This window comes from Mesorhizobium sp. WSM3626, from assembly GCF_000513935.1.
GTDB lineage: Bacteria > Pseudomonadota > Alphaproteobacteria > Rhizobiales > Rhizobiaceae > Mesorhizobium > Mesorhizobium salmacidum.
In genome coordinates, this window is the sequence record NZ_AZUY01000013.1 from 77968 (window position 1) to 103986 (window position 26019).

The window sequence follows — 26019 nt, forward strand, 5'->3', positions numbered from 1 at the left end:
GCCGTGGCAGCGGCGATCTGAGAATATGAAGTTAGCTGTTGGTGATCGCCGTCACCAGCTGCTACCACCGCCCGAACTACCGCCACCGCTACCGCCCCCCAAAGGAGTGACGACCGGCGGGGCTTCGTTTTGGACCGGCTTGATCAATTTCGTGGCCGTCACCTTTTTGTGCTTGATGAAGTTCGGTGCAGCGGTCGTGCGAACGGCCTTGGCCCGATGTTGGTGTTTCGTCCCCGGGGTCGGCTCGACCCTGGGCGCCACCGTTGTGCACCCCGCTACGGCCAGAGCGCCGGATAGAATTGTCGCGACTATTGTCCGCTTCAATGCCCTGCCCACCACATTGCCTCCTCGTTGTTCAGAACAGGTCCCGGCGCGGATTGTCTTGCTCCCAGACGGCCCTGGCCGTCTTGACAAGTTGGTCTTCCACAGAGCCCCTCGGCTGAATTTTTGATTTGAGTTCCGAGCGCAGCTGCTTCAAGGCGGCTGTTTTCGGCTTCGCGCCGAATTGCGCCAGCGTTGTGCGAGCAGTCGGCAATTCGTTGCGAAGATCGAGCCCTATGGTGAACGCCAAATAACGGACGACCAGAGCCTGATCGGCCTTGTCGCCCTTCTGCATCTCGAGAGCCGCGCGGTCATATGCGCCAGAATAATCTCCGCGCGCGCTCGCAAGCTCGAAAAGCCTTTGCGCTTCATCGAGGTTCTGCGTCACGCCAACCCCATCCCGATACATGCGTCCGAGACTGCCCGGCGCATAAGGTTGGCCGAGATCCATCGCTTTCTGGAAAAGCGCCTGCGCCTGCTTCGGATCCTTCTCGACGCCACGTCCGCTGAGATAGCTGCGGCCGAGAAGGTTCATCGAGTACATATCTTGCCGTTCCACTCCCGCTTTGAGAAAGGCGACTGCGCGAGCATAGTCCTTAGGCACGCCGTTGCGCCCTTCGGTGAAGATTGAAGCAAGCTCGTTCATAGAATAGGTATGCCCCATAGCGGCGGCCTTCAGCAGTAGATCCAATCCCTTGCCGGTATCGCGTTCTACTCCCAGACCATTGAATAGAGCGCGCCCCCAGGCTGCCATCCCATATGGATCGCCTTTGTCAGACGCCGGCGCATAGAAGCCATTGGCTTTTTTGGGATCCACGGCAGTCCCTATTCCCGAGGCGGCAATATAGCCCAGCTCGAACACTGCGCGCACATGCCCCTTGTCGGCAGCCTCCTGGATCGCCTTCTTGGCCTCATCGACCTTACCAACCGCAAGCAATGCCCGGCCGAGTTGGTAGTAGAAGCGAGCGACGTCCGGATAGGCTCTTACAGCCGCCCGGCAGACGTCCACGGCGTTGCTGCTGATCTCATTCGGCAGCAGGCCGGGGACGACGCCCTGCAGGTCAAGAGGCTCACCGGCCTCCCTGTCGCAGGGGTCGACAGTTGGCGACAGCTTCATCGTCGCCGGCTTTGACGACGTGTTGTCGGCCCTGACTTCGAAGCCGACGATCAGTGGCTGGACGGCGCCGATCTGGGGTTCGTAGCGCAAGTGGTCGACTTCATTGGCCATCAGGCTTGAATCCGGTGACAAGGTCCGATCCGGCAGCGACAGCGTTCCCGTTGCCGGGTAGCCTGCAAGTTTCAGGCTGACCGCCGGATCCGTAGTTGGGAAATCGAGCTGCAACGGAACCGGGCCGACGCCTACCGGAATCTGGACCTCATGGTTTTCGATTGCTTCGGCGGCGCCCGCAATGTGAATACCGCGTTCCACTGCTTGCTGCTTCTGCTCGGACTCGAGCGAGGCTATAAGTTGCTTGCCCTCGGCACCCTCACCATTCTTGACCCGGAACACCAGGATGCCCCGGGATTCACCTCCCCAATTGTCGTGCGTTGAATAGGCCAGCATGTCGACTTGTTCCTGGGCCCCGGCACCTTTGGGGACGTCCATTCGCAATCGCGGGAGATCCTTGCCGGCAATCGGCTCCCCCGCCGCAATCGCCTTGCCATCCAAGATCAGACGCCCTAGCGCCGGCTGCCTGTCGATGCTGACGGTGACCGCACCGCCATCGACATCGACCGGCTCCGGCAGGTCGAGCGCGACAGGCCCGACACCGGACGGTACGACCTTTTCCAACACGGGCGGCAGTGCAGGCCGGTTGGCGCGACGCATGAGGACGACCTCGTCGATCAGCGACGAGTTTTCCCAAGGCACCTGCTTTCCGGCCGTAGCCTCCACCACATCCCGGCGGACGGCCGCCATGACCGAGCGTATCTCCTGGTTCGGCGCCAGCGCGCGGCGGGAGAAGGCGGAGGAAAAAGGACTGAGGTCGCCACTTCCATCATAAGCGACAGCACCGGGCTCGGTGGCGAAGGCTATAAGCGTGTTCAGCGAACTTTTAACCTGCGCAAGGCCGGTGTTGCCAGCGACGATCAGCTGGTCTCGCAACCAATAGTCTTTGCGGGGAAACGGATTGTTGCGGCAGGCGTCGAGGATGATCACCTGGATCTTCGATTTCGTCCTCAACTGCTGCAGCACATCATCGAGCTTGACGGCCTGAACCTCAATGTCGGCCGCGTTCTTGAGCGATGCATCGACGGGGATCAGGAAATTTTCACCGCCGATCTGAAAGCCGTGGCCGGAATAATACACGATCGCCAGATCGGCACCGTCCGCCGCCGCGAGGTAGTTGCGGAACTGTTTTTCGAATTCGATCTTGGTGAGATCCTTGGCGACGAACACGTCGAATCCAGCCAGCCGAAAGGTGCTCGACACGTCCTCGGCATCCTTGTCCGGATTCTTGAGGGCGGGAATTTCGCGGTATTCGGAATTGCCGATGACAAGGGCCACCCTTCGATCGGCACAAGCTTGGAACGCCGTGAAGCTCGCGAGCATCAGGGCCGCAATGAACGCAAAACATCGCAGCATGGCGCATCCTTAACTGCTCATGACCTGGGGTGCACAAGACACGGCTTGCGACACCTGGTCTGTTAAAGACTTCACAATCTGCCGAGACGGCAAGGTCGCACCCGCGATCGATGGCGGATGCTGTTCCCACAACTGCTAAAATAACCCAGTGGCGTGGGGACCGCAATAAGCTGGGAAAACGCGACCGAGCCTGCGGTGGTATCGGGGCCCTGCAGGGCTGGTTGCAAATGGCTAGCAAGACAAAGGGCGGGGGGCCAATGACATCATCTCGCCTCGGCGTTGCTTCGCGGCCGGTGCCTTCCCCCTTGGGAGCCGTTTAGGCCCGGCCTGTCGCACCTCGTGTCCGGCGTCCGATCTCCCGCACGAGCCTCGCAACGCAGTGGCGATGCGCTCCGGCTCTAGCCGGCAGCTCCGCCGTGCATGGAATCGTTTGCATGCACAGGCGGCCTCCCGCAATGTCATGGCACCCGAACTATTGGGTCGGTCGTAAGCGCTTGGCGGCACCTCCGATTGCGTTGCGAAAGGCGGCATCGAAATTTACGCCGCCGACCTCCCACTTGGTATCTTCTGGACTAAATGGCAGGCTCCAAACCGCATGCCAGCCCGGCTCCTTGGTTTCCCAATCGAGATGACCGACCAAGATCGCGTCAGCGCCCAACCTGGATTTTAGGCTGGCCAGCGTCTCAAGAGGGAGTGCATCAAGGTTTTCCTGAGCCAGCGCCGAGAGATCGGCCTCGTTCGCGAATATGATCGGTATCGCGAAGCGCGCCGAAGCATCTTCAAAGCTTGCGCGCAGGTCCGATCCGTGGACGCCATCGGCGGCCAGTACATAGCTGCGCGCCATGTCGGTCACTTCGACGACGAGCGCCAGCTTTGGGCGCGCTCCTAGCCATGGCTTCTCGCCCAGCACCGCCATCGCATGGTCCATCCGCTTCCGGTCAAACTGGAATGTGAGATCAAAAGGGCGATCGCGCGTGCCCTGCTCATCGTGAATTGGAGTGCCGAACATGCGATCATGGTAGGTGTAGGACCAAACCATGCCAGGCGCTCCGGTCGCCAGCGAAGCGAAGGCCGGGTTTTGCGCGATGTCGGGATTTCCGGTCAGCTTTTGCGCTGCCAGTTCGAAACCCTCTGGAATGGAGGGGACGCGCGTTTCCTCCCGATCTCCGGTGACAATGACGCTTGAGCGATAAAGCACATCGTCATTTGCATGTGCCGTGACCGCAAACGCAAACCACGCCAGCAATGTCAGCAGAGCCTTCTTCATTGACCGTCCCTGCCCTCTTGAGTAACTGTTTAGGAGGTTACATACTGGCGGTGATGGAATCAACCGAATTTGTCCGGACCTATGTCTCGCCGCTCGGACCCATGCGCATGCTGGGTGGCGCGCCCGCACTTGATCTTGCCAACACATTGCACTGGCGCGACGGAGATGAGATCGATTTCATTCCAAGCTACCAAGACCTGCTGGTCTTTTGCATTCCGGCCCTGTTGCTGTCGGAAAATGAAGGGCGGGTCCTCAAGCGTCTCGCCCTAAATCACCAACGCGTCGCCTGCGATGTGCATCTTGAGGTGCTAAAGCTACGCGCGGCCCTCAAATCGTGGCTCAATGTGACGGCTCAAAACCTTGGCCGTGGTCTCGCGCCGAAACGCAACGCCTTGCGCGACATCCATAAAGCGATAGCGCAGGCGGGAGGCTCGGCTGGCCTTAGCCAAATCCTGAACCTCCCATCCGCGTCGACAAACCAAGCGATTTACCTGCCCCTGCGCCGATCAGCTGCAGCCGCAGCCATGCTGGTGCTGTTCCCGTCAGGAAACGACATCCGGCAATGTGAGGCTGACAAATGCGGCGGCTTCTTCATCAACGATAGCCGATCAAAACCGAGACGCTGGTGCTCGATGGACAGTTGCGGCAACCGCGCCAAGGCAGCGCGCTATCGCCTGGCACATCGCAAGTAGCGTGGGCTACGCGGAAAAAAGTGCCCGCCGGCGGTCCGCAGCAGTCCGCCCAAGAGCTGCTTCAAGCTCATCTGGGCATCCAGGGGCACTGTATCGTTTGCGTCGAGGGTACAGATTGTTGGAGGTGGTTCCGACTGTCTCTATCGGCCGACGCATGTGCGCTGTAGCGGGGTGATGTCAGCGTTGGTAAAGCTGGGGACTTGGAACGTATGCCATCTACTGTATCGCGGCCTGGGCGCTCCGAGGAAGCGACGATTAGGATCGGCGCACTCGCTCCTTTAACTCGGCCCGGCTGGGTTCAGGCAGGCAGACACTTGCTTGCCGGCCTTGAGCTTGCCGCCAGCGAAATCAACGGCGCCGGCGGCGTCGCCGGCAAACCGCTTGAGCTTGTTGTCCGAGACACGGCCGCTGATCCGAAGAAGGCTGTCGCGGCGGTGGATGAACTGGCTCGCTTGGGCGTGGTTGCGCTAGCGGGAGAGTATCACAGTGTCGTTGCTCGCGCTGCGGCTACCAGGGCCGACCAGCTCGGTGTCCCGTTTCTCTGCTCGTCGGCGGTACTCGACAGGCTTACGGAACTATCGACGAAATGGGTCGCGCGCCTCGCACCGCCGCAGTCCCGCGGATGGCAAATATATGCAGACTTCCTCTCGCGCGCCGGCCATCATCGGATCGCAGTTGCGTCGCAGCAAAGTGTCTACTGGGCGTCTGGCGCTCACATTCTGCGGGATCACGTTCACTCACGAGGCGGGTCCTTATCGGAAATCAGCATGAGCTCACTCGACCCGTCATCTTTGTGCGATAAACTCGTCGACCATCGTGCAACAGTGCTTCTTCTTCTGGTAGGTGATCCGGAGCCAGCAATCTCAATCGTCAAGTCAGTTCGCAACGACAGGCGCCTCGCCACGATCAAGATCGGCGCTCCAGCCGGACAACCAGAATTTGCTGAATGGGCCACATTGCTTGGTGAGGATAGCGCTGCGATCCCGTTCCTGCGCTACCGACCCGAGCACCTCAGCGCGCTAGGTTCATACGTCCAAAGGGCACTCCGCGAGAAGTTGGGAGAGGCGCCCTCCTTCGTTGCCTTGGAAGGCTACGACACGATCGCCGTCCTTGCCGATGCGATGCGGTCCCACGGAATTGAGCGGAACAGCATAGCCGAGTCATGGCCGCGCTTAAGAGTTGAAGGCACCCGCGGCAAAATCCAGTTCTTCCGCACACCAGGCGCAGCTGTTTGGCAATGGACTGCTGCGCCAATTCAAATCGTCGAAAGAACCCCAGGCAACCCAGCGCAGTTCCGGATCCTTCACGCCCCTTGAGCGGCCCCGGGCGTTCACTTGGGTCGGCGATCGGGGTGGGCCGGTAGGATGCCCTAAGGATACGACCTTACACTCCTCCTGAAAACCTGGATGCCAGGTGGTGTCCTGTCACTCAAGGATGGCGAACGGCCGGCCACAGTTGACGTCGTGACAGTGTTGGTGCTTCAGGGCGACCTGATTGTACACCACCACCTGTGGATGGCTGACATGTCGTCATTTCGCGTTTCTGGTCTCGCGGATCCTGGCGTAATGGCGCGACGCCTTGGCGCGGTTGCCGCAGTCTCCCATGGAACACCACCGCCGGTTTTGCGCCCGGCTCTCATCGACGAACAGCCAGCCGCAGCCTCGGTCGTCCCCACATTGCTTGACCCGCCCTGCCCGGGGGCCGGTCATGAGTTCAGCCGCGGAGATCGCGATCGGTGTGCAAAAATCGAGTTCATCTGGATGCGAGCCGTGCCAGCCGAATTTGCCGGCTCGCCATTCCAGCAAAGCGGCTGGCCTGTGATGCAGAAATCGATTGAACGCCTGGACGTGGTCGGCAGCGGGACTGACATTTCTGATCTGTGCCACCAGGAGTTCGTAGATCGTCTCGCGCAGCGCTATGGCGCTTCCATATGCGGTTTGGGCCCGTTGGAGGTCCCCTCCCCTGTCCGGCGTGAGTTCAGCAGGATCGTTGGAAATGCGCACGCCGTTCTCATCAAGCCAATCCAGGAGTGCCGCGGGCGTAGGAAGCCGCTCCTCGGCGGCTTGCCGCAGGCGCCAGGCAACCGTGTTGACAAAGCGGATGGCCAGATCCTCCTTCGCGACAGAGGCCGGCTGTCGCTTTTTCAGGATCTGTGGGGAACCCAAGCGCGGTCTCCGAATTCTAACCTCATAAGAGGTTTTACGCCGATGAAGCTCCCCAGCGCAAGTTTTCTCCTGATCACTGCCTTCGGCGCCATCTACCTCATCTGGGGCTCGACCTATCTGGCTTTGGCGCTGGCGCTGCAATCACTGCCGCCATTTCTGCTGATGGCAGCACGCTGCATGGTGGGCGGCCTAATCCTTTTCGTCGTTGCAGCGGCGTCGGGTGCGAAGCCCCCGTCTAGGAAGTCCCTGCTTTACGGCATCGTGTGCGGATTGCTGTTCTTCGTGGGGTGCCACGGCATCCTTGCCAACGTTCAACAGCGTGTTCCAACGGGCCTGGCCGCAGTCATGCTCGCGACCATCCCGTTGTGGATTGCGGCGCTTCAGACAGGCCTCGGACGTCCCAATCGGCCAAGCCCGTTGGCACTGAGCTTTCTTGCCCCCGGTGTCGTTGGAGTTGCGCTGATAGCCTGGGAGGAAGGTGCTGGCGGAATTGGTGCGGTGCACCTGATCGACATTTTCTTGCTGCTTGGTGCGTCCCTGTCCTGGAGCATCGGAACGGTCGTCTCCGAACAGTCCCCAACGTCCAGCAGCCCACTGGTGATGTCCGTTATCGAATTGTGGGCCGGCGCTGCTGCACTGGCGGTTGTCGGTGCGGCCAACGGCGAAGTGAGCCTTGTTCACCCCTCCTCGATCACGGGGTGGTCGATCGCTGGATGGGCATACCTCACCGTCGCCGGAACGGTGCTTGCCTTTGCGGCTTACATCTGGCTCTTGCGCAAAGTCACGCCAACCCTGGTAGCGACTTACACCTTCGTCAACCCCATCATCGCTGTGTTGCTCGGCTGGGCCTTTCTCGGCGAGGTCCCGTCAATGTGGATGGCGACTGGGGCGCTCCTCGTGATCCTTTCTGTTAGCGGCCTGCTTTTCACCGGCTCCGCTCGACCATCCAGGAGATCAAACAAGGCGGGCAGAACTCGCGGTCGACTAACAGAATGTTCCGATCGAGACTCGGGCATCGCGACACCCCTTTCGGGCGATGCTGGGCTGCTTGGGCCGCGATCGCCAACGCCGTCCAGACGGCTGTAGATGAAGCCAATGATGCGGACAGCAGCAACTTGTCCATCGAGGCTGTCGCCGCGACTCCACGTGTGAGGAGGCACAAGGCGAACGCATCGCCAGATCCTTTATGCCCTTGGGCCGGTCATCGCCTGGGCGCGGCGCCGGCCTATGACACGGCGCGGCTGACGCTCATCACACCGATCGTGTCGAATCCAAGCTAACGGAATCCGGATTGACGTACGTGTTCACAAACCGCGATGACGAGACGGGCCGCCGCCATCGCAAGCTACGTGTCCCGCAAGCTGGCAAAACGCGCGGCAGTGATCGTCGCCACCGATACCGTCTATGGCAGGAACATGAGCCACCAGTTCGACCGAATTCGTGAAAGCCGGCGGGGTGGTGAGCGCGTTCCCCAGCGTCGATGAAGGCCACAGGGAATTCCCCTACCTGGTGTCCGGATTTCCATCACAGGCCGATCTGATCTTCTATGGCGGCATTTATGAAGGCGCTCCGCTCCTGCGTGCCATGGGCGCCGCCGGCGACAAGCGGCTTCTGGCCATCGACGACGGCTGCTGGGACGTTGCCAATTTCCCTCGCCCAGCAGGCGGCGCGGCAGAGCAGGGGGAGGGCGTCCTTGTTCTTTCCGGCTGTCCGGAGAAAGGCCACGTCGCCGGCGCGTTCGCACGGATTATGCGCAACGCTTCGGACCTCCAGAACTATGGCGCGAACTCATACGACGCGACCAAAACCGTGTTAGCCGCCATTCACGCGCTGGCCGCCGACGGTCGTCTCTCAAGAGCAAACGTCGCTGACGCGATCAGAAGCCAGCGCCGGCAGGGCATCGCGTATCCAGAACCAATTGAGTGGGACCCGCGCGGCGGCAATCTGGCACGGCGCTTCATGTCGTCAAAGGAAAGACGGTTCAGACAGGTCGCTGTCATGCGCAAGAGATTGCGCTGCTCGTCGAGACGCAGGGCTGCTCCTGATCGACGTGCTTGGCCGCCTTGGCAACGGCGTAAGGTGACTGACACCCCTTTGCCTGCATGCATAGATATCTCGGCCGGCCCCAAACGGCTTCCTGGATCGAATGACGGCCGTCTCCCTCCCCCGGCGTGGGCGACAGCGGTGGCAACATCCCCGGCCTGTACTTTACTGCCGTAAATTTGCGCAAAAATATGTATTGAAACAGCGCGTTAGCTTTCTTGGGCAGGCGTTTTTGCGCCGTGTTGACCCGAACGGGGCGTTAACCTTCTCTTAACCCAAAACTCCTTGCCCGGGCTGGCGAATCGGAGCTTAATGGCGGTTGTTGGTCCGTTTCCCAGCAAAAAGCGCCAATTCAGGTTTCCGGAAGTATGAATATCGCAATGCGGCTGCCCAGCTTCGAGTTTGACGAGAAGATCCTCGAACACGGGGCGGAGATATCGCGTCGGCTCAATCAGCTTCGCATGGAGAAGTTTCCCCCCAACGCGACGAAGACCCTGCGGACGTTCTCCATGGCCGAGGTTGCGCATTACCTCGGTGTTTCGCAAAACAATCTGAAACGGCTCCATCTCGAAGGCAAGGGCCCCCTGCCCGAACAAGCGCAGTCGGGTCGACGCTCCTATACGGCTGGTCAGATGCTGGAGCTTCGCCACTTTCTCGACCAGCATGGCAGGACGGAGGTCAAGAAATACGTCCCTCATCGCAAGCCCGCCGACAAGCTGCAGGTCATCGCGGTTGTTAATTTCAAGGGAGGCAGCGGCAAAACCACGACCGCGGCTCACCTCGCCCAGCACCTGGCGCTTACCGGCCATCGCGTCCTTGCCATCGATCTCGATCCGCAGGCATCTTTGTCTGCACTCCACGGTTTCCAGCCGGAACTCGACCAGAACCTCTCGCTCTATGAAGCAATCCGCTACGATGCGGAGCGCAGGTCCATCGCCGACGTCATTGTCCCCACGAATTTCCCGGGCCTCGACATTGTTCCTGCAAATCTCGAGCTCCAGGAATATGAATACGACACGCCATTGGCGATGCAGGACAAATCATCCAATGCCGGCCGCCAGTTCTTCTTGCGTATTGCCAAGGCCCTGAGCGACGTCGACGACCGCTATGACGTGGTGGTCGTCGACTGTCCCCCGCAGCTCGGCTATCTGACCTTGACCGCCATGTCGGCGGCGACATCGGTGCTGATTACTGTTCACCCGCAAATGCTCGATCTCATGTCCATGAGCCAGTTTCTGCTGATGCTGGGCGGCATCCTGAAAACCATCAAGGGAGCCGGAGCGGAGATCCAACTCGACTGGTTCCGATATCTGATCACCCGTTACGAGCCCACCGACATCCCTCAGGCCCAGATGGTGGGGTTCATGCAATCGATGCTGGCCGGCCAAATCCTTGAGCATCCGATGCTGAAGTCGACCGCCATATCGGATGCCGGACTAACCAAGCAGACACTCTACGAGGTCGAGAAATCGTCTTTCACACGCACGACCTACGATCGGGCGATGGAATCACTCGATGCGGTCAATTCCGAAATCGTGTCTCTCGTCCATCGCGCGTGGGGCAGGGGGTGATGGCATTGAGTTTTACTGCAGTAAAAACGCATGTTTTCGTCCACAAAATCAGGCCGGTAGCTGATTTGGGGGAGGGCTGAATGGCACGCAAGGACATATTCGATAGCGTGATGGGCTCCGCTGCCGTGGAGCAAACGAGAGACGTGTCGAGCTACGCCGTTCGCGGCGCTTCGCGATCCATCATGCAGTCCTTCGAAGAGCTGTCGAAAAGCTCGGTTGTCGATCTGGACCCCGAGCTCGTCGACACCTCGTTCGTGTCGGACCGCATTGGCGATGACGAGCAGGAATTCTCCGAACTGATGCGCGCGATCCAGGAGCGCGGACAGGATTCCCCCATCCTGGTCAGGCCGCATCCATCCTCCCCCGGGCGCTACCAGACGGTGTTTGGGCACCGGCGCGTAAGGGTTGCACGTGCGTTGCGGCGGCCGGTGCGAGCCGTCGTCAAGCAACTGGACGACCGCGACCACGTCGTCGCCCAGGGCCAGGAGAATGCCGCCCGCGCCAACCTATCCTTTATCGAGCGGACGCTGTTTGCTGAGCGCCTTCTCAAGCAGGGCTATGCGGCCGACATCGTGAAATCGGCCTTGGCGCTTGACGACACGACATTGTCAAAGATGCGGTCGGTCTCCAGCAACGTCTCCGAATCCATCATAATGGCGATCGGCGCGGCCAAGGGGATCGGCCGTGACCGCTGGTGGCAATTGGCCAAGCTCATGGCGCATCCGGCCAATGCCGCCAGAGCCGACGAGCATGTCCAGTCCAGCCAATTCCAACACGCCGGCAGCGACGCGCGTTTCCAGGCGCTTTATGAGCTGCTGGCGGCAAGCGGCAAGGGTGCGAAATCAGCACCGTCGCGGCCGCGCGAAAGGGCCTGGGCTGCAAAAGACAATTCCGTAAAGGCAAGGATTGCCGATACCGGGAAGGTGTTCACGCTGGCTTTGAAATCCAAGGAGGCTTCGGCTTTCGGTGCTTTTATTGCCGGCAGGCTCGAGGAGCTGTTCGAGGCGTTCCGAGAGTCTGAAACGAGGAAGACAACAGGAGACTAATCCGCAAAAGAAAAAGGCCCCCGAACGTCACCGTCACGGAAGCCCTTCTCAGGTCTGTAGCAAGCCGAGAATCGCAAATCCGCGAATCACTGTCAAGTGTTATTGGGCGTCGTTTGGCGAGCAGATTTCTTTTGCCTGACTAGAGGCAGAGGGAAAATGGTTACGCATATCTCTACGACGCCCTTTGGGCGGCGGCCGATGACGCTTGCGCAAATGGCAAGCCAGGCAGGTGCAAAGGCGATCGACCGAACGACGGCTGTGCCCAAATGGCAGGCCTTTCGAGACATCACAGAGGCCAGGGACGCCATTGGCGCGACCGATCGTTCGCTGGCGATACTCAATGCGCTCTTGTCGTTTCACCGCGACGACGAGCTGTCGGGGGAGGGGGGGCTGGTCGTATTCCCCTCCAACGAGCAGCTGATCCGGCGCGCCAATGGCATGTCCTCGGCGACGCTCAGGCGCCATCTATCGGTCCTTGTGACATGCGGCCTGGTGATCCGTCGCGACAGCCCGAACGGCAAGCGCTTTGCCCGCAAGGGGGAGGGCGGGGAGATCGAGCTGGCCTATGGCTTCGACCTGGCGCCGATCGTGGCGCGCGCTGACGAATTCAAACAACTGGCCGCCGCCGTTCAAGCCGAGCGGAAGGCCTACAGGCTGGTCAAGGAGCGTCTGACCATCTGCCGGCGCGACATCGTCAAGATGATCGACGCAGGGCTCAATGAGGAGGTCCCGGGCGATTGGCGCCGGTTTCAGGCGCGATATGAGGCGGCCGTCGGTCGGTTGCCTCGGACAGCCTCGCGCCAGTTGCTGGAAGCGGTGGCCGATGAGTTGGAGAACATCTGGGCCGAAGTGCATCAGCTGTTGGAAACATTCGTCAAATCACAAGATTTGAACGCCAATGAGTCCCATTCTGAGCGCCACATACAGAATTCAAATCCAGACTCTCATTCTACCGATGAAACTGAACGCGGCTTAGGACTACAGAAAGAAGCGAGCAGCAGCGCCGAGCGAGATGACAATGTGCGCAGCCTGCCCAAACGGGACTTGCCCCTGGGGATGGTGCTGGACGCCTGCCCGGAAATCCTGAACATGGCCCGCGGCGCCCAGATTCGAACCTGGCGTGACTTTGTCGCGGCGGCCGAACTGGCCCGGCCGCATATGGGGGTCAGCCCCAGCGCATGGCAGGAAGCGGTCCAGGTGATGGGGCCTGAAAAGGCTGCCATTACGATAGCCGCAATGCTGCAGCGAACCGATCAGATCAACAGTCAGGGCGGCTATCTCAGGAACCTGACGGATCGGGCTCGCAACGGTCAGTTTTCGGTGTGGCCGATGGTCATGGCGCTGCTGCGCGCAAGGCTTGATGCCAAGGCCAGCCAGAACGCCGGGAAATCGCCTGGGAAAGAAACCGCGCGAAGGGATGAATTGACCGGCAGCTCCAAGTCTGCCGAAATCAGCGAGGCTCTGCGGCTCAGCATGAAGCGGAAGGGCTGGGATTGATCGATCAGCGCGCTTCTTGTTCTGCGCCTCATGTGAGGCTATATAATGTCTCATCTGGAATGGAGATTGTCATGCTAGCCCTTGCAAATGTCGCTGATGTGCTTGGTCTGCCGATTAGGGGGACGGCGGCGCTGTCTCCTTTTGGCCTAATCTCACGCATTGAAGAGGGCTTGCCCTTCGCCACCCTTGAACGTGTGTCTCAGTTCGTCTCGCCAAACGACTCGCAGTTCAAGTACCGCCTTGTTCCCAAGGCGACCTATGACCGCCGCAAGAAGGGCCAATTGCGCCTGTCCTCGGAGGAGGGAACGCGGGTCGCACGGGTCGCACGGGTGTGGAATCTGGCACTCGAAGTCTGGCAAAGGGAAGACGAGGCGCGAGATTTCCTGTTTCGCAGCCACGCCATGCTGGAGGACAAGCGTCCAATCGACGTCGTCATCCAGAACGAGTTCGGTGCCGAGATGGTCCTCGACATACTCGCGAGCCTGAAATACGGCAGCGCTGCGTGACGGCACAGGTTCTCGACCGCACGCTGTCGGCTTTTCGCGTTGGCGATCCTGAAGGTGCCTACCCCATCTTCGACGCGACGGGTTCGACCATAGCGCCAGGGCGATGGAATACATCGGGCAGCCCGGTCATCTACTCGAGCGAGCACTATTCGACCGCCGTCCTGGAAAAGCTGGTGCACGGCAGTGGCCGCCTGCCACCCAATCAGCATTACGTCGGAATCACCATCCCCCGCGGAACCACCTATGAAGTCTTCTCAGCGCCCGCGCTACCCGGTTGGGACGCGATGCCGGCCACGGTTAGCAAGGAATTCGGCGAACGATGGTGCTTGGAAAAGCGCAGTGCCATTCTGCTGGTGCCGAGCGTGGTTGCACGCCTCGATCATAACGTGCTCATAAATCCCGCTCATCGGGAATTTCCTTCGATCCAGGCCAGCCTGCATCAGCCGGTGTACTGGGATCGGCGTCTTTTCGGGTCTTAGCAAGGCGAGGGCTTTTACGTGTAGATACAAATTGGAACAGCAGGCTCCGCTGCGTTCCCCCACACAATGACCTCCCCTCGCCGGGTCAATCTCACCAAAACGGATGGACTTGGAGATTGCCGGAGGCGCGGTTTGTTAGAACGTCGTTGCCCTCAGCCATGGCTGACCGACATTGAAACTGATCACGCGAACGGCTGAGCGGCCCCGTCGGGAATTCACTCTTGCGGGGGAGGGGAGGGGACTTTCAACGCTACAGCCCGCTTGCCTTGGTTAGGTTGACGCGAAACCGATCGCGCCGGCGCTGGTATTTGCGGGTCATCTCGGCCGAGGCGTGGCCAAGTTGCTTTTGCACGTAGCGCTCGTCAACCTCGGCCGAGGAGGCGAGGCCGGCGCGCAATGAATGCCCGGCGAATTTCAGGCCGCGTTCGCCTTCCGACAGATCGCCGCGGACGCCGGCGGCGAGGGCGGTACGCTTGACCAAGCGCGCGACCTCTTGGTCATTCAACCGATCGGCGCCGACGGCTTTGCCTCGCCCGGAAACGCGGCGGAACAGCGGCCCATGAGCGATGCGTGCCAGCTTGAGCCACGTCTGCAGCGCTACGACCGGGCAGGTTGCCTCGGAGGAGCCGCGGCCGATCTCGACTTCGCGCCAGCCGGTTTTGCCGCGCAGCGTCACCAGAATGCCCTTGTCGGAAAAGAATTCCACCCAGCCGCGGGCGTCCTCGGTCTGGTCGCGCGAAACGTCAAGGCCGACGATTTCCGAGCGGCGCAGCCCGCCGGCAAAACCGAGCAGCAAGATCGTGCGGTCGCGCAATCCCCGCAGCGTGCCGCGATCGAGTGTTTCCAGCATGGCGATCAGATTCTCGGGGAGGATCGCTTCCTTCTGCCGGGGAGGGGAGGCATGGGTGTTGCGGATGCCTGCGAGCACGGTAGCAATATGCCGATCCTTTCGGTCCAGCGGTTGGCCGCGCTGGGTGAAATTCCAAGCCAGCGAGGACAGACGCCGTTCGATCGTGCTGACTGAGTTCGGCGTCTTGTCGCCCGACACTGCCCCTGAAGCACAAGCGGTGATGTAGAGGCCAACAGTCTGCGGGTCGGGCAGCACCTCGAGATTTTGCCGGCGGCACCAGGCGCCAAAATGCTTCCAGTCGGAGGCGTAGGCACGCCGCGTGTTGGCAGAGCTTGCCGCCTCGACGTAGTCGCGGGCGCGGTCGGCGAGCCGCTCCAGATGCGCGGGCAGGCGTGGAGCCGTGTCAGCCACCGGCAGGGCAGGGGAGGGGAGTTCATGCGATGCCTCATCGTCGGCGCGGCCCATCGCCATGACCAGGTCGACAATATCGGGAAGATCGTCGTCTCCGGAAGCCGCAGATGAGGTTCGACCGTTCCCCGCCATCCTCATGCCGCCTGAATATCGGTCTGGGAGAAATCCTTGCCGATGAAAAGCAGTGGCTCGTCTGCACGCTTTGCCAAAGCGTAAGAGAAGCAATCAGCAAAATTCAGTGCCGCGGGATGTCGGCCCTTGCCGTAGGACAGCCAAGCTTGCGTTGCCAGATCAACCAACTCGGACTCGACTGGAATGATGTCGGCCTCGATCTTGCGGAGCCACAGATCGATCTCGGCCAACGCGTGCTCGCCGCGCCGGCTCACCAAAACCACGCGTGCCTCGAGCACGCATGTTGCCGGAACCAAGCGGATCTGGTCGGAAACCAGCGCTCTTTCCAGCTTTGCTGCCTCAGGCTCACTGCCAAGGATCGCGACGAAAGCGGAGGTATCGATCACCATCAGTTCGGAATTCCTTGGTCGTCATAGCCGATGATCTCCTCGTCGCTCCGCCTGTCCAGTTCAGGCAAACGCGCTACTCTTTCTCGGATGGCGTGCAATTCTGCGAGCAGACGCTCCTGTCCGGCTTCACCGAAGCCCAAGCGATGCAGGCGTTCGCTCAGGGCCTGATGAATGGCGGCTGTCTTGGTGATACCTTGGCGGCGCGCGAGTTCGTCGGCAAGAGCGACGGTGGCTGGGTTCTTGATGTTGAGGGACACGAGAAGCTCCTAAAATCTACCTTTTCATTTGTTTCTACCTCAAGTTTCCGGCCTACGCAAATATGAATGATAAGGCAACGTTATCATTCGTTTTGTGCGTCCGACAGGCTGTGCGTTTCAACGCGAAAATGATAGCCAAAAGCGCACGCGCGATTTACCCTCCAGGATCATGATTCGCCTCGATCCCGCGACCGCCAGCTCCACCGCGCCGCCAACCGTCCCGATCTGGGCGCTCTCACCAGGCGGCGCGCCCAATGACGCGGACGCCGCTTTCCAGGCCGGCGCCGCCTTGGGCGCGCTCGACACACTTGCCCGGGCAGAGCATTCCTGGGCTGGTGCCTGGCGGCAACGGCTGGCGCTTCGCAGTGCCGCCGCCAGCATGCGGCTCGCCGGCCGTGCCGAGGACGAAGCCGCGCTCCGTGACACCTGGCACTTGCGCCCGGCCGGCGCCGATCCCGGCCCCGCCGGCGCCATTTTGGGCGCCTGGCGGCAGTTGGCCGCGCAGCCGCCCGTCGTCAGCGCCGAACGGCTGGCAAAGGTGGTCGAGCTGCTCGGACTCGCTTGGGGCGATGAGGCTCTCGTCGATCTGTGCGCGGCGATCGACGACCAGGCCCGCAGCGGCCGGCCGGCGCCGTTCGCAGCCGCGGCGATTGCCGCCCGCGTCGTCGCCATGGGGCCCGATGCCGAGCTTTTTGCCTGGTGGCTGGCCGACCTGGTGCTGGCGCAAAGTTTTCGGTGGCCGCTGCCGCTGCCGCTGCTCATGACCCAGGTCTTTTCGCCAGCCTTCCGCGCTGAAGTTGGCGGCAAAAGAATCCGGCCGGGCGAAAGGAATTTTGAGCGGGCGGTCTGCGGTGCGCTGGTTCAAGCGGCGGCGGAGGCCTGTCGGCTGGCCGCCGAATTGTCGCGCCGTGCCGAAAGACTCCTGGCGTTGGCGCCAAAGCTGCGCGCCAAAGGCGCCGGCGGCGTGATTTTTTTGCTCCTGAATGAAGATGCCGTTTCCGGATCGCTTGTGACAAAGAACCTGTCGCGCTTTGCGGCGCGTCGCCTGTTCGAGCGGCTGCAACAGCTCGAGGCCGTGCGCGAGCTTTCCGGCCGCTCCTCGTTTCGGATTTTTGGGCTGTAGCGATGAGCGAAGCGTCCGCCCGCCGCAAGCCGAACGAACAGCCTGTGCTGCTCGACACGGAACTGGACCACCTGCCGCCGGAGCTGCGCTGGCGCGAATGGATGGGCCGCGTCGAAGCGGTGATTTTTGCGGCCAGCGAACCGGTGACACGGAGTGTTCTCGCGCGGGTGGTGGGCAAGAACTGCAATCTCGATCTCGTCATCGACGACATTCGCACCGAGCTCGCCGGCCGCCCCTATGAGCTGGTGTCCGTCGCCGGCGGCTGGCAGCACCGGACCAAAAAGGCTTTTGGGGACGTCATCCGCAGTGCATTTGGCACGGCCGGGCAGGAGGCGAAAGAATTATCGCAGGCGGAGGCCCTCGTGCTGATGTGCATTGCCTATTTTCAGCCGATCACGCGAGGCGAGCTTTCAAGCTTCTTCGGCAAGGAGGTGTCGCGCGATCTGATCGGCGTGCTGCGCGCACAGGACCTCATCGCCTCGGGGCCGCGCAGCCCGCAGCCGGGTGCGCCGTACACCTATGTAACGACCAAAAATTTTCTGTCGCAGTTCGGGCTCGACACGCTGCGCCAGCTGCCGGATTTCGAGGCGCTCGAAGACGCCGGCCTGCTGTCGAAGGAGAAGCTGCTGGCGGGAGACATTCCGGTGGGGCTTGTTGGGGAGAGGGGCGCCGAAGAGGAAGAAGCCTACGGCGATAGTGTTGAGGACCAGGTATTTTGATCGGGCGTTGCAGCTGAACGATTGGCCGGAAAGACCACCAGGTTGGTGCCGCCCGCGTGGCGCAGCGACGAAAACAGGATGCCCCGAAGTTCGGCCGGGATAGCCAAATCCGCAAGCTTCCACGATGGCGAACGCCCGGGAACCATCCCGATACATCCGAGAGCTCTCGGAGATCGCCGGTGACAACCTCCGCTTCGAGACTGTCGCCGGCGACCTTCTGCGCCAGTGTCCGGCGTGTCGGGCCGGTTACTTGTCGAGCGGACCGGACCCGCCAATCGCCGTTTTCTGGGCTGCAGCCAGTTCCCCAACTGCGAGGATACGGCACGCCTGAAATAACGGATCGCCGCGGCCATCTCATTCGAGTTCGCGCTCGAAGTTGTCGAGCAACGACGTCGCCAGGCTTGGCCCCTCCAGATAGAGGCCGATTTCATCGAGGGGGTTGTCCTCGAGTCCAGACTGGGACCCCCAGTTCAGACTGCTGACGACGACATGGTCGGTGTCCCAGGCAAGAAACTTCGCATGCAGCTGCGGTTCGGGCACGCCTGTGAGGTCGACTATGCCATGGAGCCGTTCCCGCAATTGCGTACGCTCAAGCCAGCCCGGCTCGTAGCGAAAGGACAAATCGCCATCCCTGGCAACGTCGAGGACGCCAACAGGAAGACCGTAAAGGCGGATGGATGCGGGCATCAGAATTCGGATCCTGCGTCTGCCGGGTCACTCGTCGAGATTGTCGCCGGCGAGAACGCGATCGTCACGCCCAGCAACACCAGCACCTTGAGCACGATCGACATCGGCGGATCGACGCGGCCACGCTCGAAATCGCTGACCCATTTCTGCGAGGTCGCCGTAAGGTCAGCGAGCTGGCCTTGGGTCAGGCCGCGACGCTTGCGCTCCTCCCGCAGAAAACGGCGAACGTTGTCGACACTCCGAATGTGCATGTTTGACATCCAATGACCGCTCAGTGATAAAGCGGTTTGCATCCAACAAATATCACCGACTGGTGAAATTTCAAGGCAAGATGCCGAATAATAACCGTTCGGTGGTATCTCTCCGCACCAACCGAGCTATAAACGTCGCTGTGGGGTAGTCATGCGCGAGGTTGGCGACATTGCTGTCGAGGGCAACGAGACGCTCTGGAAGTATTTCCGTCTCGAGCGCTTTCTTTCAACGCTCGCCGAGAGCCGGCTCTATTTCGCATCGGCCAACCAGTTCATCGATCCGTTCGAAGGCGCCGTCGCCGTCCAGCTGAACGTGCCGCCGCCTGATCCGCGCTACGCCGAAATGGGGAGCGTGGAGCACGCCTTCTTCCAACTGAAGCGGTTGACCAAGATAAGCTGCTGGCACCGCGCCGCTTACGAGAGCGATGCGATGTGGAAGCTCTACGCCGGAGAGCACAAGGGTATCGCCATCTGCACGACGCCCGATCGCATGCGCGCGGCCTTCAAGCCCTTCCGTCTCAAACCGGAATATGGCGTCGAAGATCTGTGGGGTGGTCCGGTCCAATATGTCGACCTGACCCAGATTCGGATGCGCGGCGTCGCCATGCTCGACCGGTTCTTTTTCAAGCACAGGGCCTTTGAATGGGAGCGGGAGTATCGGCTCGCAATCTCCGTTCGCATGGCCGAGGAATTTGGCGTCCGGGTTCCCGAACACGGCATCCTTGTCGACGTCGATCTTCCCGTTCTGATCGACCGCATCGTGCTTGGCTCGACCACCACCGAAACCGAGCGTGCCACCGTCGCTCAACATGTGGCAGCCGCCGGGCTCAGTGATCGCCTTGAGCTTTCCACCCTTCTGGGCAAACCCCGCTATGTCTGAAACCCAGCGAACGGGAATCGGGGCGAGGCGAGACCCACCAGAATGATATCCTATTCAGACACCGCTCTAACGATCTCGGAAACGTTGCAGACCAACGCGATCGTGTGGATCCACTCGCTGCCGGAACAGGAGATGGGGCCAAGCCGGCGCATCCTCGAAGACCTTGAGGGCCTCGCCATTGCCGGCGGTTTCCCCGTCATCGCGTATGCTGTTCGAGACCGCGCCGAACTGAGCGATCTGTTCAGGCAGCTGACGACGGAGGCCGAGCAGGGGCTGAGGCCCGTGCTCCACGTCGATGCTCACGGAACGGCTGCCGACGGCCTCCTGCTTGCACCGAGCGGCGATTGTGTCGGCTGGAGCGAGATCATCGAGGATCTGCGGGCCCTCAATGTTGCAACAGCCAACAATCTCACCTGCATCTTCGCGCTGTGCTTCGGCCTGCATCTCTACAAGCAGGTGAGCCTGAAGCGACCCGTGCCGGCCTATCTCTTCAGCGCGCCGGCTGAGGAAATCAGCGTCGGCTTCCTCGAGGCGCAAACCCTGGCCTTCTATCGGGAGATGAACCGCACCTCGAATGTGACGGCCGCATTCGCGGCGACTCTCGGCGGGGTCATGCAGTCGTTCCATTGCCAGGGTTTGTTCCTGCAATCGCTGTTGCAATACATCCGAACCTACTGCATCGGGCGCCTGCGGCAGGATCGGCTGGAGCGCATGGTCACGGCCGTTCTGCAACGTGACGGCATCGCAAACCCTTCCAGCGCACAACTGAAACGGGCTCGGCGCGAGACACGCGAAGCTCTCAAACCAGGTCAGAAGCTGATCGATGTGTTCGCGCCGTCGTTCCTGATCGGCCGCGCCCCGGCCTTCAGCTACGCCGATCTCGACCGGATATTGAAGCGCTCTGTCCGCGCCCGGTAATCTCAGCCGCGCCTGGCATCGAGCTGAGCGCTGAGCGATCTCAGGCTCGGATCGCGATGGACGACCCGAAACCAGCCGGACGATGGTTCGCCAAAGCGCTCGACCATCACTTGGCCCATCCCACGCCTCACCTGCCGATCGACATAGAGTTCGACTCGCAACATTCCCTTGTCGGCAGCGACTTGGGCAAGCAGATCGACCTGCCTGGTTCGTGCCGTCAGGCCTTCACCCGCCTCGTCGATCTCTTCAATCGCCAGCACGCAGTGATCGAGGGGACCGAAGACGATGAGGTGGGTCCCCGCGGGCATGCCCGATCGCGGCGGGGGCGCATGCCCCATCTTTCCCAGTCCGGTATGCGCCTCGACGCTCCGCAGATCCTCGTCCTGCTGCAGAATCTCGCGTGCGAAGTCGAACGCGTCGGTATCGGCATAAAGGTGGCCGGCGCTTTGCGAGACCTGGAGACCATTGAGGTAGCGTACCTTGTCGCCATCGATGGCGATCGCCTCACCGGACCGCAGACCATCCCGATAGCGGATCATTCTTGCCTTGCGTTCAGGCTCAAGGTCCGCGCTCGCCGCCAGTTCGTAACGCTGGGCAATCGTCGGGCAATGCAACGCAAGCGTCAGGCCAGGTGAAACCGGCAGCATCACCATGACGCCCGGCGAAGTGAGCCCGACATCTCCGTAGGGGAAGGCGTTGATGCGGCTGACCGGATGGTCCGAGATGATGAAGCGATGCTCGCCGTCGCTCGCATAGAGGGCGGGATGAAGATGAAGCAGCGCGACGGTGTGACCTTCCCGTTCAAGGAACGCCTTGACGGCACCGAGCCTCACTGCCGCGTCAGAGGGCATGGCCATGTGCGGATCGGAATCCGGGTCATAGCCGACCTGGCGCGTCATCTCCCGCAATTGGCCCGCCAGATGCTTTGGTCCCGTTCGGCTAAAATGAGTCCGTAGCATCTGGGTCGCGAAGAAATCGGCCAGTGCAATACGATCGTCCGCCGTCATCCACGTCAGCGAGCGTCGCGAGAGGATTTCGGCGACGAGGCGGGCGGAGCGGGCATCGACCTCCTGAAAGAGGTCTTCGAAGTTCCATCTCGTGTCCCCCAGGATCACCGTATTGAAGTCGTTCTCGGAGCCAGCGTTGGCAATCGACGTCAGAAAGGACCGGTCGGACCGCTTGGCGAAAACGTAGATGGAGCGCCGTTCTGGGTCGGCGGCAAAGTGCCGAAGTTGGGCCTGAGGAACGAAGTGATGCTTTTTCGATGGTCGACTCATCGTTTCCTGCCGTGATGCGGCCCCTCAGCACAGTTGATGGTGCGGAAGCAGTCCGAAGCGCATCATAGCAGCAAACTTCGTTTGCATCCGATGACCGGCAATGGCTCGGCGCGTCGCGATTGACGGGCAGCCACATTCCCATCGAATAGAACAGATAAGGAACATACCAGCCCGAAATCCATGGGAAGACCCATGGGTCAGCCGGCCGCCAGCCCTGCCATCGAGCGAATCGCACGCTCGAAGCGGGCCGGCGCGCCATCGCGCGGTGCTTCCGTTCGGCGTTCCCGGTATCGACTTGCCGGTCCCCGGCATCGGCCGTGCTCGCTGGCAGCGCGAACTCATCCGGGTGAGAGCGGGAGAAAGCGCCGATTTTGAAGTGGAACCAGGAGGTCCAATTCGCCTTGCTTGCGTTCGGCTACTACAGCGGCGAGATAGACGGCGAAATGAATCCCGACCTGAGGTCCGGACTGCAGAATATGCAGGCGGACTACTCTCTGAAGGTAACCGGGACGATCACGCCCGAGATGCTAACTGCACTCAGGATCGAAGCACGCTAATTGCAGATCTCGACCATGGCGCTCGCCACATCCGATACGCTAAACGAATCCAAAGTCCGACTGACAATCAGCCTTGCTTGTTCGGGCTTTGCCAAGTTCTCGGCATGCACCGTGCATTCGACAATGCCGCGGGCTTCTCCTGTCTTTGTGAACAACACCTCAAATTCGAAAACCTGTTCGCCGGCCTAGTGACGCCAAAGGTCGCACGTCAAGGCACCCTTCTTCACGATGCCGGTCGTCGGCCAGTCCTCATAGTAGAAGGATTCCGGGTCATGCGGATCTGGAATGTAGGTCCCTAAGGGCCGATACGAAACTGTCTCGGATGACGCCTGACCGGAAAACGCGTCGGGACTGAAGGTGCGAAACACATCATGCTGCAGCAGACGGGCTGCTGCACTCACCGCGGAAGTATCCAAGCGCCCAAGCATTTTGGACATCTCTGCGATGTGCCGGGGGTTGTCGCCTAGTGCTCCAGAAGCCATCAGTTTCGAGATGTCGAGTCCCTGCGTCACCTTCGGTTTCGGTTCGGCAGGTGGCGATATACGCGTAACCTGCTTTTGAAATGACGGAGGTTTGGGTGGTGGCGGAAACTGTGTGGTGGGGGGTGTCGGCGGCAATCGCAAAGGCGCACCAGTCGCGGAATCCTCGTCGTCGTCTGTCCGGATACGCCGGAGTGCCAGCGAACCTTTCGCCTCGAACTCGAGGCGAACCTGCGATGCAGGGCGGGTGCCGTTGTTCGATATCGGCCAGCGCACCATAACGGGCGGCTCGATCTCGTCGCGGCCGTGATGGAGCTGCGACAGGATCGCGTGGCATCGTTCAATCCATTGCGGGTAAAGCACGTCGCGGTATTTGCTGATATCGTCTTCGGCAGGGGAAGAGTACTCGATCTTCGTCACCTCGCCCGAAGCATCGGTCGTGCTCGACGGAGAGGGCGGCGTGAAGTCTGTTACGAGCGCATGCTTAAGTTTGAGTGCCGCGAGAACTCCCCCAATTTCCATTTGCGTGAGCGGGGTCGCGACCTTTCTAGTCGCGGCTATCGTGTTCGAACCGTCCGCGCTTTCGCAGGTGCCGATCGAAATCCGCGGCTCCTGCGCCCGATAGGCTTCTATTTCCCTTTTGAGCTCTTTGATCCTTTTGGCATCGTCCGTTGCCAGCGGAGGGCGTCGCCAGCTTTCGTCGATCATAAGGTATGGGATAGCTAGGCCATCAGCGGTGATGGCTGGTCCGGCATCTTCGGTGAACAATAATACGCGGTGTTCTGGGGACCGCGCGTTCAGCGTGGACACGATGCCGATGAGTCTCTCGTCGGTTTTCGTGTAATCCAGATGTTCCTCCAGCGCGGGATCCGGTTTCACGCTGGCATGCGGCGCAACACGACCTTTGGCGCGGATGTCCGGATTTCGGATTCCAGCACCGAAAACTTCAGCATTTGGCGGACGCGCCGAAATATTTCGAGCGCGCGATCGCGCGTGCGGCTATTGGCATTCTTGTGCTTGTCGATCTCATCCAGGACGGGCTTCGCCAAGAGGATGACAATCGGATCGTAGCCGAGCTCTTGCCACGGCAGCTGGTCGAGTGGCTTGCACTCGAAGAAAAGGTTGGTGTCCGCAACCAGATGGATTTCCATTCCGCCCTCTCGTCTGCCGGCTCGGATATTTGCTCTCCTCCAGGCAAATTCTAGCACTTTTGCCAATGGCCAACCAAAGCTTGGTTATGTTGCCGTGCGAAGAGCGGACGCCTCCTTCGCTTCCGTCACTCACGCCTGGCGCATGGGTTGCGTGACAATTTGAAAGTTTGACCGGCTGCTATCCTCGCCGTTCCAGCTAATCATGACGCCGAACTGAGCCAGAGCTGTTGACGCCGAAACCACATAAGCCGCCACTGGATGTTCGCTTTTTGTGCTTCGAAAGTCGCATAAATGGCAGACTGGATCTGGGCGGGCTATAAACCTGAGAGCATGGAGTCGGGGTGGCGGTCCGTTTCACGAACCCATTTCGGGAATAGCTATAGCGGTCAAGTCTGCGGCCTGATCACCGGTGCATGGGGCATCGCCACCTATTCGAAGGTCGGCACCCAACTCGGCTATGCCATGGGATGGACATGCTCTTCAGCATGCCCCTGATGTTGTCATCCAGGAGATCAGTGCGCGCACGGTTGCGTTGAGGTTCATTGCTCGTTGGAGCGCGGCGGCTGCGACATGCGTACGATTTCGGGCCTGACCGTTAACTGCATCTCGCGGAAGGCTCGGCGGAAGGCGAGCGGCGACTGGCCGAATTGCGCCGTGAAGGAACGCGTGAATACAGATGGATAGGAGAAGCCGCACGTCACAGCGACATCCTTGATTTCGCGATCCTCGTAGAATAGCAAACTGCGCGCCGATTGCAGTCGGGTGCGAAGATAGAGTTGGTTTGGCGTCTGGTTGAAGTGACGCAAACAATAGCGCTCCAACGTCCGCACCGAAATGCTGAGTTGTTTGGCCAGCGCCTTGGGCGGAAGCGGGAAGTCCAGATTCTCCTCCATCAGCGCAACGATCTTTCGCGACAGAGACGGGCGCGCTTCATCGACCTCGCTGTCGTCGGTCCTCTGCGGATGGCCGCCCTCGCGCGGCTTGTGGATCAGCGCATTGGCCACCTCGCCGGCCAGGACTGCGCCGCGAAGACGGCCGATTAGGTCGAGCATCATATCGAGGGTCGCGACGCCGCCTGCGCAGAAGGCAAGCTGCCGGTCGATCGAATAGATCTGATTCTTGGTCTCCGCTTGCGGAAAATGGTCAAGATAGGACGACACGGCTTCCCAATGCACGACGGCCTCGCGCTCGCCGGAAAGGCCGGCCGCCGCAATCGCGAAGGCGCCGGTGTCCACACCTACGATCATTGAACCGTGGCGGTACGCATTGCGCAGTGCTCCACGGACACCTGCCGAAATATTCTGCGTCGGCAAATTGCCCTCCAGGACCACGACGAAGTCGCATCTGGGGAAGGTCGCAAGATCGTGATTTGCCGACACCCACATGCCGTTGCTGGCGCGCACTGACACGGCGCCGTCTGAGATCACGATCCATTCGAACAGATCCTGTCCGCTGTTCTGGTTTGCGATGCGCAGCGCCTCCGTTGCCATGATGTAAGCGTTCATGGGGAATTCCGGCTGGAGGAGGAATGCGAAGCGGGGGCGGCGGCTTGAGGCGGCTGCAATGACAGAGTTCTGGTCGGAAGCCATGCTGCATTACCAAAAAATTGAGATGCGACGCCACGGGTAAATTATGTGACGCTGCAGATCAACTACCCTGACCGCGATTGGCCAACAGTACGACTACGCCAACAATGCGTCCTCGGACGGTCGAGGCGAGGGAACATAGAAAAATAAGCTCTAACAGAGCGTGGCGAGCGCCAAGCGC

Annotated in this window: 24 protein-coding genes and 2 pseudogenes; 14 read left to right on the forward strand and 12 right to left on the reverse strand. The window is 60.8% G+C overall.

Going from position 1 to position 26019, the window contains the following annotated elements; all coding sequences use genetic code 11:
* Positions 1 to 355 precede the first annotated feature (355 nt).
* A complete protein-coding gene (locus M653_RS0113030) occupies positions 356 to 2905 on the reverse strand; it encodes a caspase family protein (protein ID WP_027143747.1) in 2550 nt (849 codons plus the stop codon).
* Between the two features lie 472 nt (positions 2906 to 3377).
* Entirely contained in the window at positions 3378 to 4172 is a 795-nt protein-coding gene (locus M653_RS01000000132445; protein WP_051442660.1) for a DUF2066 domain-containing protein, read from the reverse strand.
* A gap of 53 nt (positions 4173 to 4225) precedes the next feature.
* Between M653_RS01000000132445 and M653_RS1000000136670 the strand changes: the two genes are divergently transcribed.
* Together M653_RS1000000136670 and M653_RS0113045 are read left to right on the forward strand one after the other, a co-directional pair.
* A complete protein-coding gene (locus M653_RS1000000136670; RefSeq protein WP_051442661.1) occupies positions 4226 to 4864 on the forward strand; it encodes a CGNR zinc finger domain-containing protein in 639 nt (212 codons plus the stop codon).
* A gap of 209 nt (positions 4865 to 5073) precedes the next feature.
* Entirely contained in the window at positions 5074 to 6180 is a 1107-nt protein-coding gene (locus M653_RS0113045) for an ABC transporter substrate-binding protein (protein WP_027143748.1), read from the forward strand.
* Positions 6181 to 6393: 213 nt separating this feature from the next.
* On the opposite strand, the gene M653_RS01000000132455 is transcribed toward M653_RS0113045, so the two are convergent.
* A complete protein-coding gene (locus tag M653_RS01000000132455; RefSeq protein WP_051442662.1) occupies positions 6394 to 7029 on the reverse strand; it encodes an ABATE domain-containing protein in 636 nt (211 codons plus the stop codon).
* Positions 7030 to 7071: 42 nt separating this feature from the next.
* Here M653_RS01000000132455 and M653_RS01000000132460 point away from each other — a divergent pair, with 42 nt between their 5' ends.
* From M653_RS01000000132460 to M653_RS0113085, 7 genes are all read left to right on the forward strand, one after another.
* Complete coding sequence (locus M653_RS01000000132460; RefSeq protein ID WP_084636640.1) at positions 7072 to 8115, forward strand: EamA family transporter; 1044 nt, start codon at positions 7072 to 7074, stop codon at positions 8113 to 8115.
* A gap of 372 nt (positions 8116 to 8487) precedes the next feature.
* Positions 8488 to 9249 (forward strand): hypothetical protein, encoded by a 762-nt coding sequence (locus M653_RS1000000136675; protein ID WP_156938188.1) that lies wholly within the window; start codon positions 8488 to 8490, stop codon positions 9247 to 9249.
* 191 nt (positions 9250 to 9440) lie between these two features.
* A complete protein-coding gene (gene repA / locus M653_RS0113065) occupies positions 9441 to 10643 on the forward strand; it encodes a plasmid partitioning protein RepA (RefSeq protein ID WP_027143750.1) in 1203 nt (400 codons plus the stop codon).
* A gap of 80 nt (positions 10644 to 10723) precedes the next feature.
* On the forward strand, positions 10724 to 11689 hold the full coding sequence (gene repB / locus M653_RS0113070) for a plasmid partitioning protein RepB (protein ID WP_027143751.1): 966 nt from the start codon (positions 10724 to 10726) through the stop codon (positions 11687 to 11689).
* Between the two features lie 156 nt (positions 11690 to 11845).
* Positions 11846 to 13186, forward strand: coding sequence for a plasmid replication protein RepC (gene repC / locus M653_RS0113075; protein WP_027143752.1), 1341 nt, complete (start codon positions 11846 to 11848; stop codon positions 13184 to 13186).
* Between the two features lie 71 nt (positions 13187 to 13257).
* Entirely contained in the window at positions 13258 to 13692 is a 435-nt protein-coding gene (locus tag M653_RS0113080; protein ID WP_027143753.1) for an antitoxin Xre-like helix-turn-helix domain-containing protein, read from the forward strand.
* Positions 13689 to 14171, forward strand: a complete 483-nt coding sequence (locus tag M653_RS0113085; RefSeq protein WP_027143754.1) for an RES family NAD+ phosphorylase — start codon at positions 13689 to 13691, stop codon at positions 14169 to 14171. Before M653_RS0113080 ends, M653_RS0113085 begins: the two co-directional genes overlap by 4 nt.
* A gap of 250 nt (positions 14172 to 14421) precedes the next feature.
* On the opposite strand, the gene M653_RS0113090 is transcribed toward M653_RS0113085, so the two are convergent.
* The 3 genes from M653_RS0113090 to M653_RS0113100 are packed head-to-tail and all read right to left on the reverse strand — an operon-like array spanning position 14422 to position 16210.
* Positions 14422 to 15564, reverse strand: coding sequence for a site-specific integrase (locus M653_RS0113090; RefSeq protein ID WP_198028767.1), 1143 nt, complete (start codon positions 15562 to 15564; stop codon positions 14422 to 14424).
* Positions 15565 to 15566: 2 nt separating this feature from the next.
* Positions 15567 to 15953: a type II toxin-antitoxin system VapC family toxin gene (locus tag M653_RS0113095; RefSeq protein WP_027143756.1), complete on the reverse strand. Its 387-nt coding sequence runs from the start codon at positions 15951 to 15953 to the stop codon at positions 15567 to 15569.
* Entirely contained in the window at positions 15953 to 16210 is a 258-nt protein-coding gene (locus M653_RS0113100) for a type II toxin-antitoxin system VapB family antitoxin (protein WP_027143757.1), read from the reverse strand. Before M653_RS0113100 ends, M653_RS0113095 begins: the two co-directional genes overlap by 1 nt.
* Before the next feature lie 169 nt (positions 16211 to 16379).
* Here M653_RS0113100 and M653_RS0113105 point away from each other — a divergent pair, with 169 nt between their 5' ends.
* Positions 16380 to 17333, forward strand: coding sequence for a DUF1403 family protein (locus tag M653_RS0113105; RefSeq protein ID WP_027143758.1), 954 nt, complete (start codon positions 16380 to 16382; stop codon positions 17331 to 17333).
* A 2-nt stretch (positions 17334 to 17335) separates the two neighbouring features.
* Positions 17336 to 18052, forward strand: coding sequence for an SMC-Scp complex subunit ScpB (locus M653_RS0113110; protein ID WP_027143759.1), 717 nt, complete (start codon positions 17336 to 17338; stop codon positions 18050 to 18052).
* Between the two features lie 354 nt (positions 18053 to 18406).
* Here the strand turns inward: M653_RS0113110 and M653_RS0113115 are convergent.
* Both M653_RS0113115 and M653_RS01000000132465 read right to left on the reverse strand, forming a co-directional pair.
* Positions 18407 to 18628, reverse strand: a pseudogene (locus M653_RS0113115) (hypothetical protein); the annotation flags it as partial.
* A gap of 110 nt (positions 18629 to 18738) precedes the next feature.
* Positions 18739 to 18990, reverse strand: coding sequence for a helix-turn-helix transcriptional regulator (locus tag M653_RS01000000132465; protein ID WP_198028769.1), 252 nt, complete (start codon positions 18988 to 18990; stop codon positions 18739 to 18741).
* Positions 18991 to 19141: 151 nt separating this feature from the next.
* On the opposite strand from M653_RS01000000132465, the gene M653_RS0113125 reads away from it, so the two are divergent.
* On the forward strand, positions 19142 to 19870 hold the full coding sequence (locus M653_RS0113125) for a DUF2971 domain-containing protein (protein ID WP_027143761.1): 729 nt from the start codon (positions 19142 to 19144) through the stop codon (positions 19868 to 19870).
* A gap of 84 nt (positions 19871 to 19954) precedes the next feature.
* Positions 19955 to 20788, forward strand: a complete 834-nt coding sequence (locus M653_RS0113130) for a hypothetical protein (protein ID WP_156938189.1) — start codon at positions 19955 to 19957, stop codon at positions 20786 to 20788.
* Positions 20789 to 20790: 2 nt separating this feature from the next.
* Here M653_RS0113130 and M653_RS0113135 read toward each other — a convergent pair whose 3' ends face one another.
* Positions 20791 to 22065: a DUF4238 domain-containing protein gene (locus M653_RS0113135; RefSeq protein WP_027143763.1), complete on the reverse strand. Its 1275-nt coding sequence runs from the start codon at positions 22063 to 22065 to the stop codon at positions 20791 to 20793.
* 295 nt (positions 22066 to 22360) lie between these two features.
* Here M653_RS0113135 and M653_RS1000000137635 point away from each other — a divergent pair.
* Positions 22361 to 22447: pseudogene (locus M653_RS1000000137635) on the forward strand (damage-inducible protein); the annotation flags it as partial.
* A gap of 360 nt (positions 22448 to 22807) precedes the next feature.
* Here M653_RS1000000137635 and M653_RS0113150 read toward each other — a convergent pair.
* From M653_RS0113150 to M653_RS01000000132470, 3 genes are all read right to left on the reverse strand, one after another.
* Positions 22808 to 23980: a hypothetical protein gene (locus M653_RS0113150; RefSeq protein WP_027143766.1), complete on the reverse strand. Its 1173-nt coding sequence runs from the start codon at positions 23978 to 23980 to the stop codon at positions 22808 to 22810.
* Positions 23977 to 24252 (reverse strand): hypothetical protein, encoded by a 276-nt coding sequence (locus M653_RS0113155; RefSeq protein WP_027143767.1) that lies wholly within the window; start codon positions 24250 to 24252, stop codon positions 23977 to 23979. Before M653_RS0113155 ends, M653_RS0113150 begins: the two co-directional genes overlap by 4 nt.
* Positions 24253 to 24791: 539 nt before the next feature.
* Complete coding sequence (locus M653_RS01000000132470) at positions 24792 to 25841, reverse strand: helix-turn-helix domain-containing protein (RefSeq protein WP_084636649.1); 1050 nt, start codon at positions 25839 to 25841, stop codon at positions 24792 to 24794.
* Positions 25842 to 26019 lie beyond the last annotated feature (178 nt).

Coding starts and splice junctions, on each gene's coding strand:
- repC (WP_027143752.1), top strand. CDS start 11,846: ATGGTTACGCATATCTCTACGACGCCCTTTGGGCGGCGGCCGATGACG.
- M653_RS01000000132465 (WP_198028769.1), bottom strand. CDS start 18,990: ATGCACATTCGGAGTGTCGACAACGTTCGCCGTTTTCTGCGGGAGGAG.
- repA (WP_027143750.1), top strand. CDS start 9,441: ATGAATATCGCAATGCGGCTGCCCAGCTTCGAGTTTGACGAGAAGATC.
- M653_RS0113030 (WP_027143747.1), bottom strand. CDS start 2,905: ATGCTGCGATGTTTTGCGTTCATTGCGGCCCTGATGCTCGCGAGCTTC.
- M653_RS0113045 (WP_027143748.1), top strand. CDS start 5,074: ATGCCATCTACTGTATCGCGGCCTGGGCGCTCCGAGGAAGCGACGATT.
- M653_RS01000000132445 (WP_051442660.1), bottom strand. CDS start 4,172: ATGAAGAAGGCTCTGCTGACATTGCTGGCGTGGTTTGCGTTTGCGGTC.
- M653_RS0113095 (WP_027143756.1), bottom strand. CDS start 15,953: ATGGTGATCGATACCTCCGCTTTCGTCGCGATCCTTGGCAGTGAGCCT.
- M653_RS0113090 (WP_198028767.1), bottom strand. CDS start 15,564: ATGGCGGGGAACGGTCGAACCTCATCTGCGGCTTCCGGAGACGACGAT.
- M653_RS0113155 (WP_027143767.1), bottom strand. CDS start 24,252: ATGGAAATCCATCTGGTTGCGGACACCAACCTTTTCTTCGAGTGCAAG.
- M653_RS0113110 (WP_027143759.1), top strand. CDS start 17,336: ATGAGCGAAGCGTCCGCCCGCCGCAAGCCGAACGAACAGCCTGTGCTG.
- M653_RS01000000132460 (WP_084636640.1), top strand. CDS start 7,072: ATGAAGCTCCCCAGCGCAAGTTTTCTCCTGATCACTGCCTTCGGCGCC.
- M653_RS01000000132470 (WP_084636649.1), bottom strand. CDS start 25,841: ATGGCTTCCGACCAGAACTCTGTCATTGCAGCCGCCTCAAGCCGCCGC.
- M653_RS0113125 (WP_027143761.1), top strand. CDS start 19,142: ATGCGCGAGGTTGGCGACATTGCTGTCGAGGGCAACGAGACGCTCTGG.
- M653_RS0113105 (WP_027143758.1), top strand. CDS start 16,380: ATGATTCGCCTCGATCCCGCGACCGCCAGCTCCACCGCGCCGCCAACC.
- M653_RS0113135 (WP_027143763.1), bottom strand. CDS start 22,065: ATGAGTCGACCATCGAAAAAGCATCACTTCGTTCCTCAGGCCCAACTT.
- M653_RS0113080 (WP_027143753.1), top strand. CDS start 13,258: ATGCTAGCCCTTGCAAATGTCGCTGATGTGCTTGGTCTGCCGATTAGG.
- repB (WP_027143751.1), top strand. CDS start 10,724: ATGGCACGCAAGGACATATTCGATAGCGTGATGGGCTCCGCTGCCGTG.
- M653_RS1000000136670 (WP_051442661.1), top strand. CDS start 4,226: ATGGAATCAACCGAATTTGTCCGGACCTATGTCTCGCCGCTCGGACCC.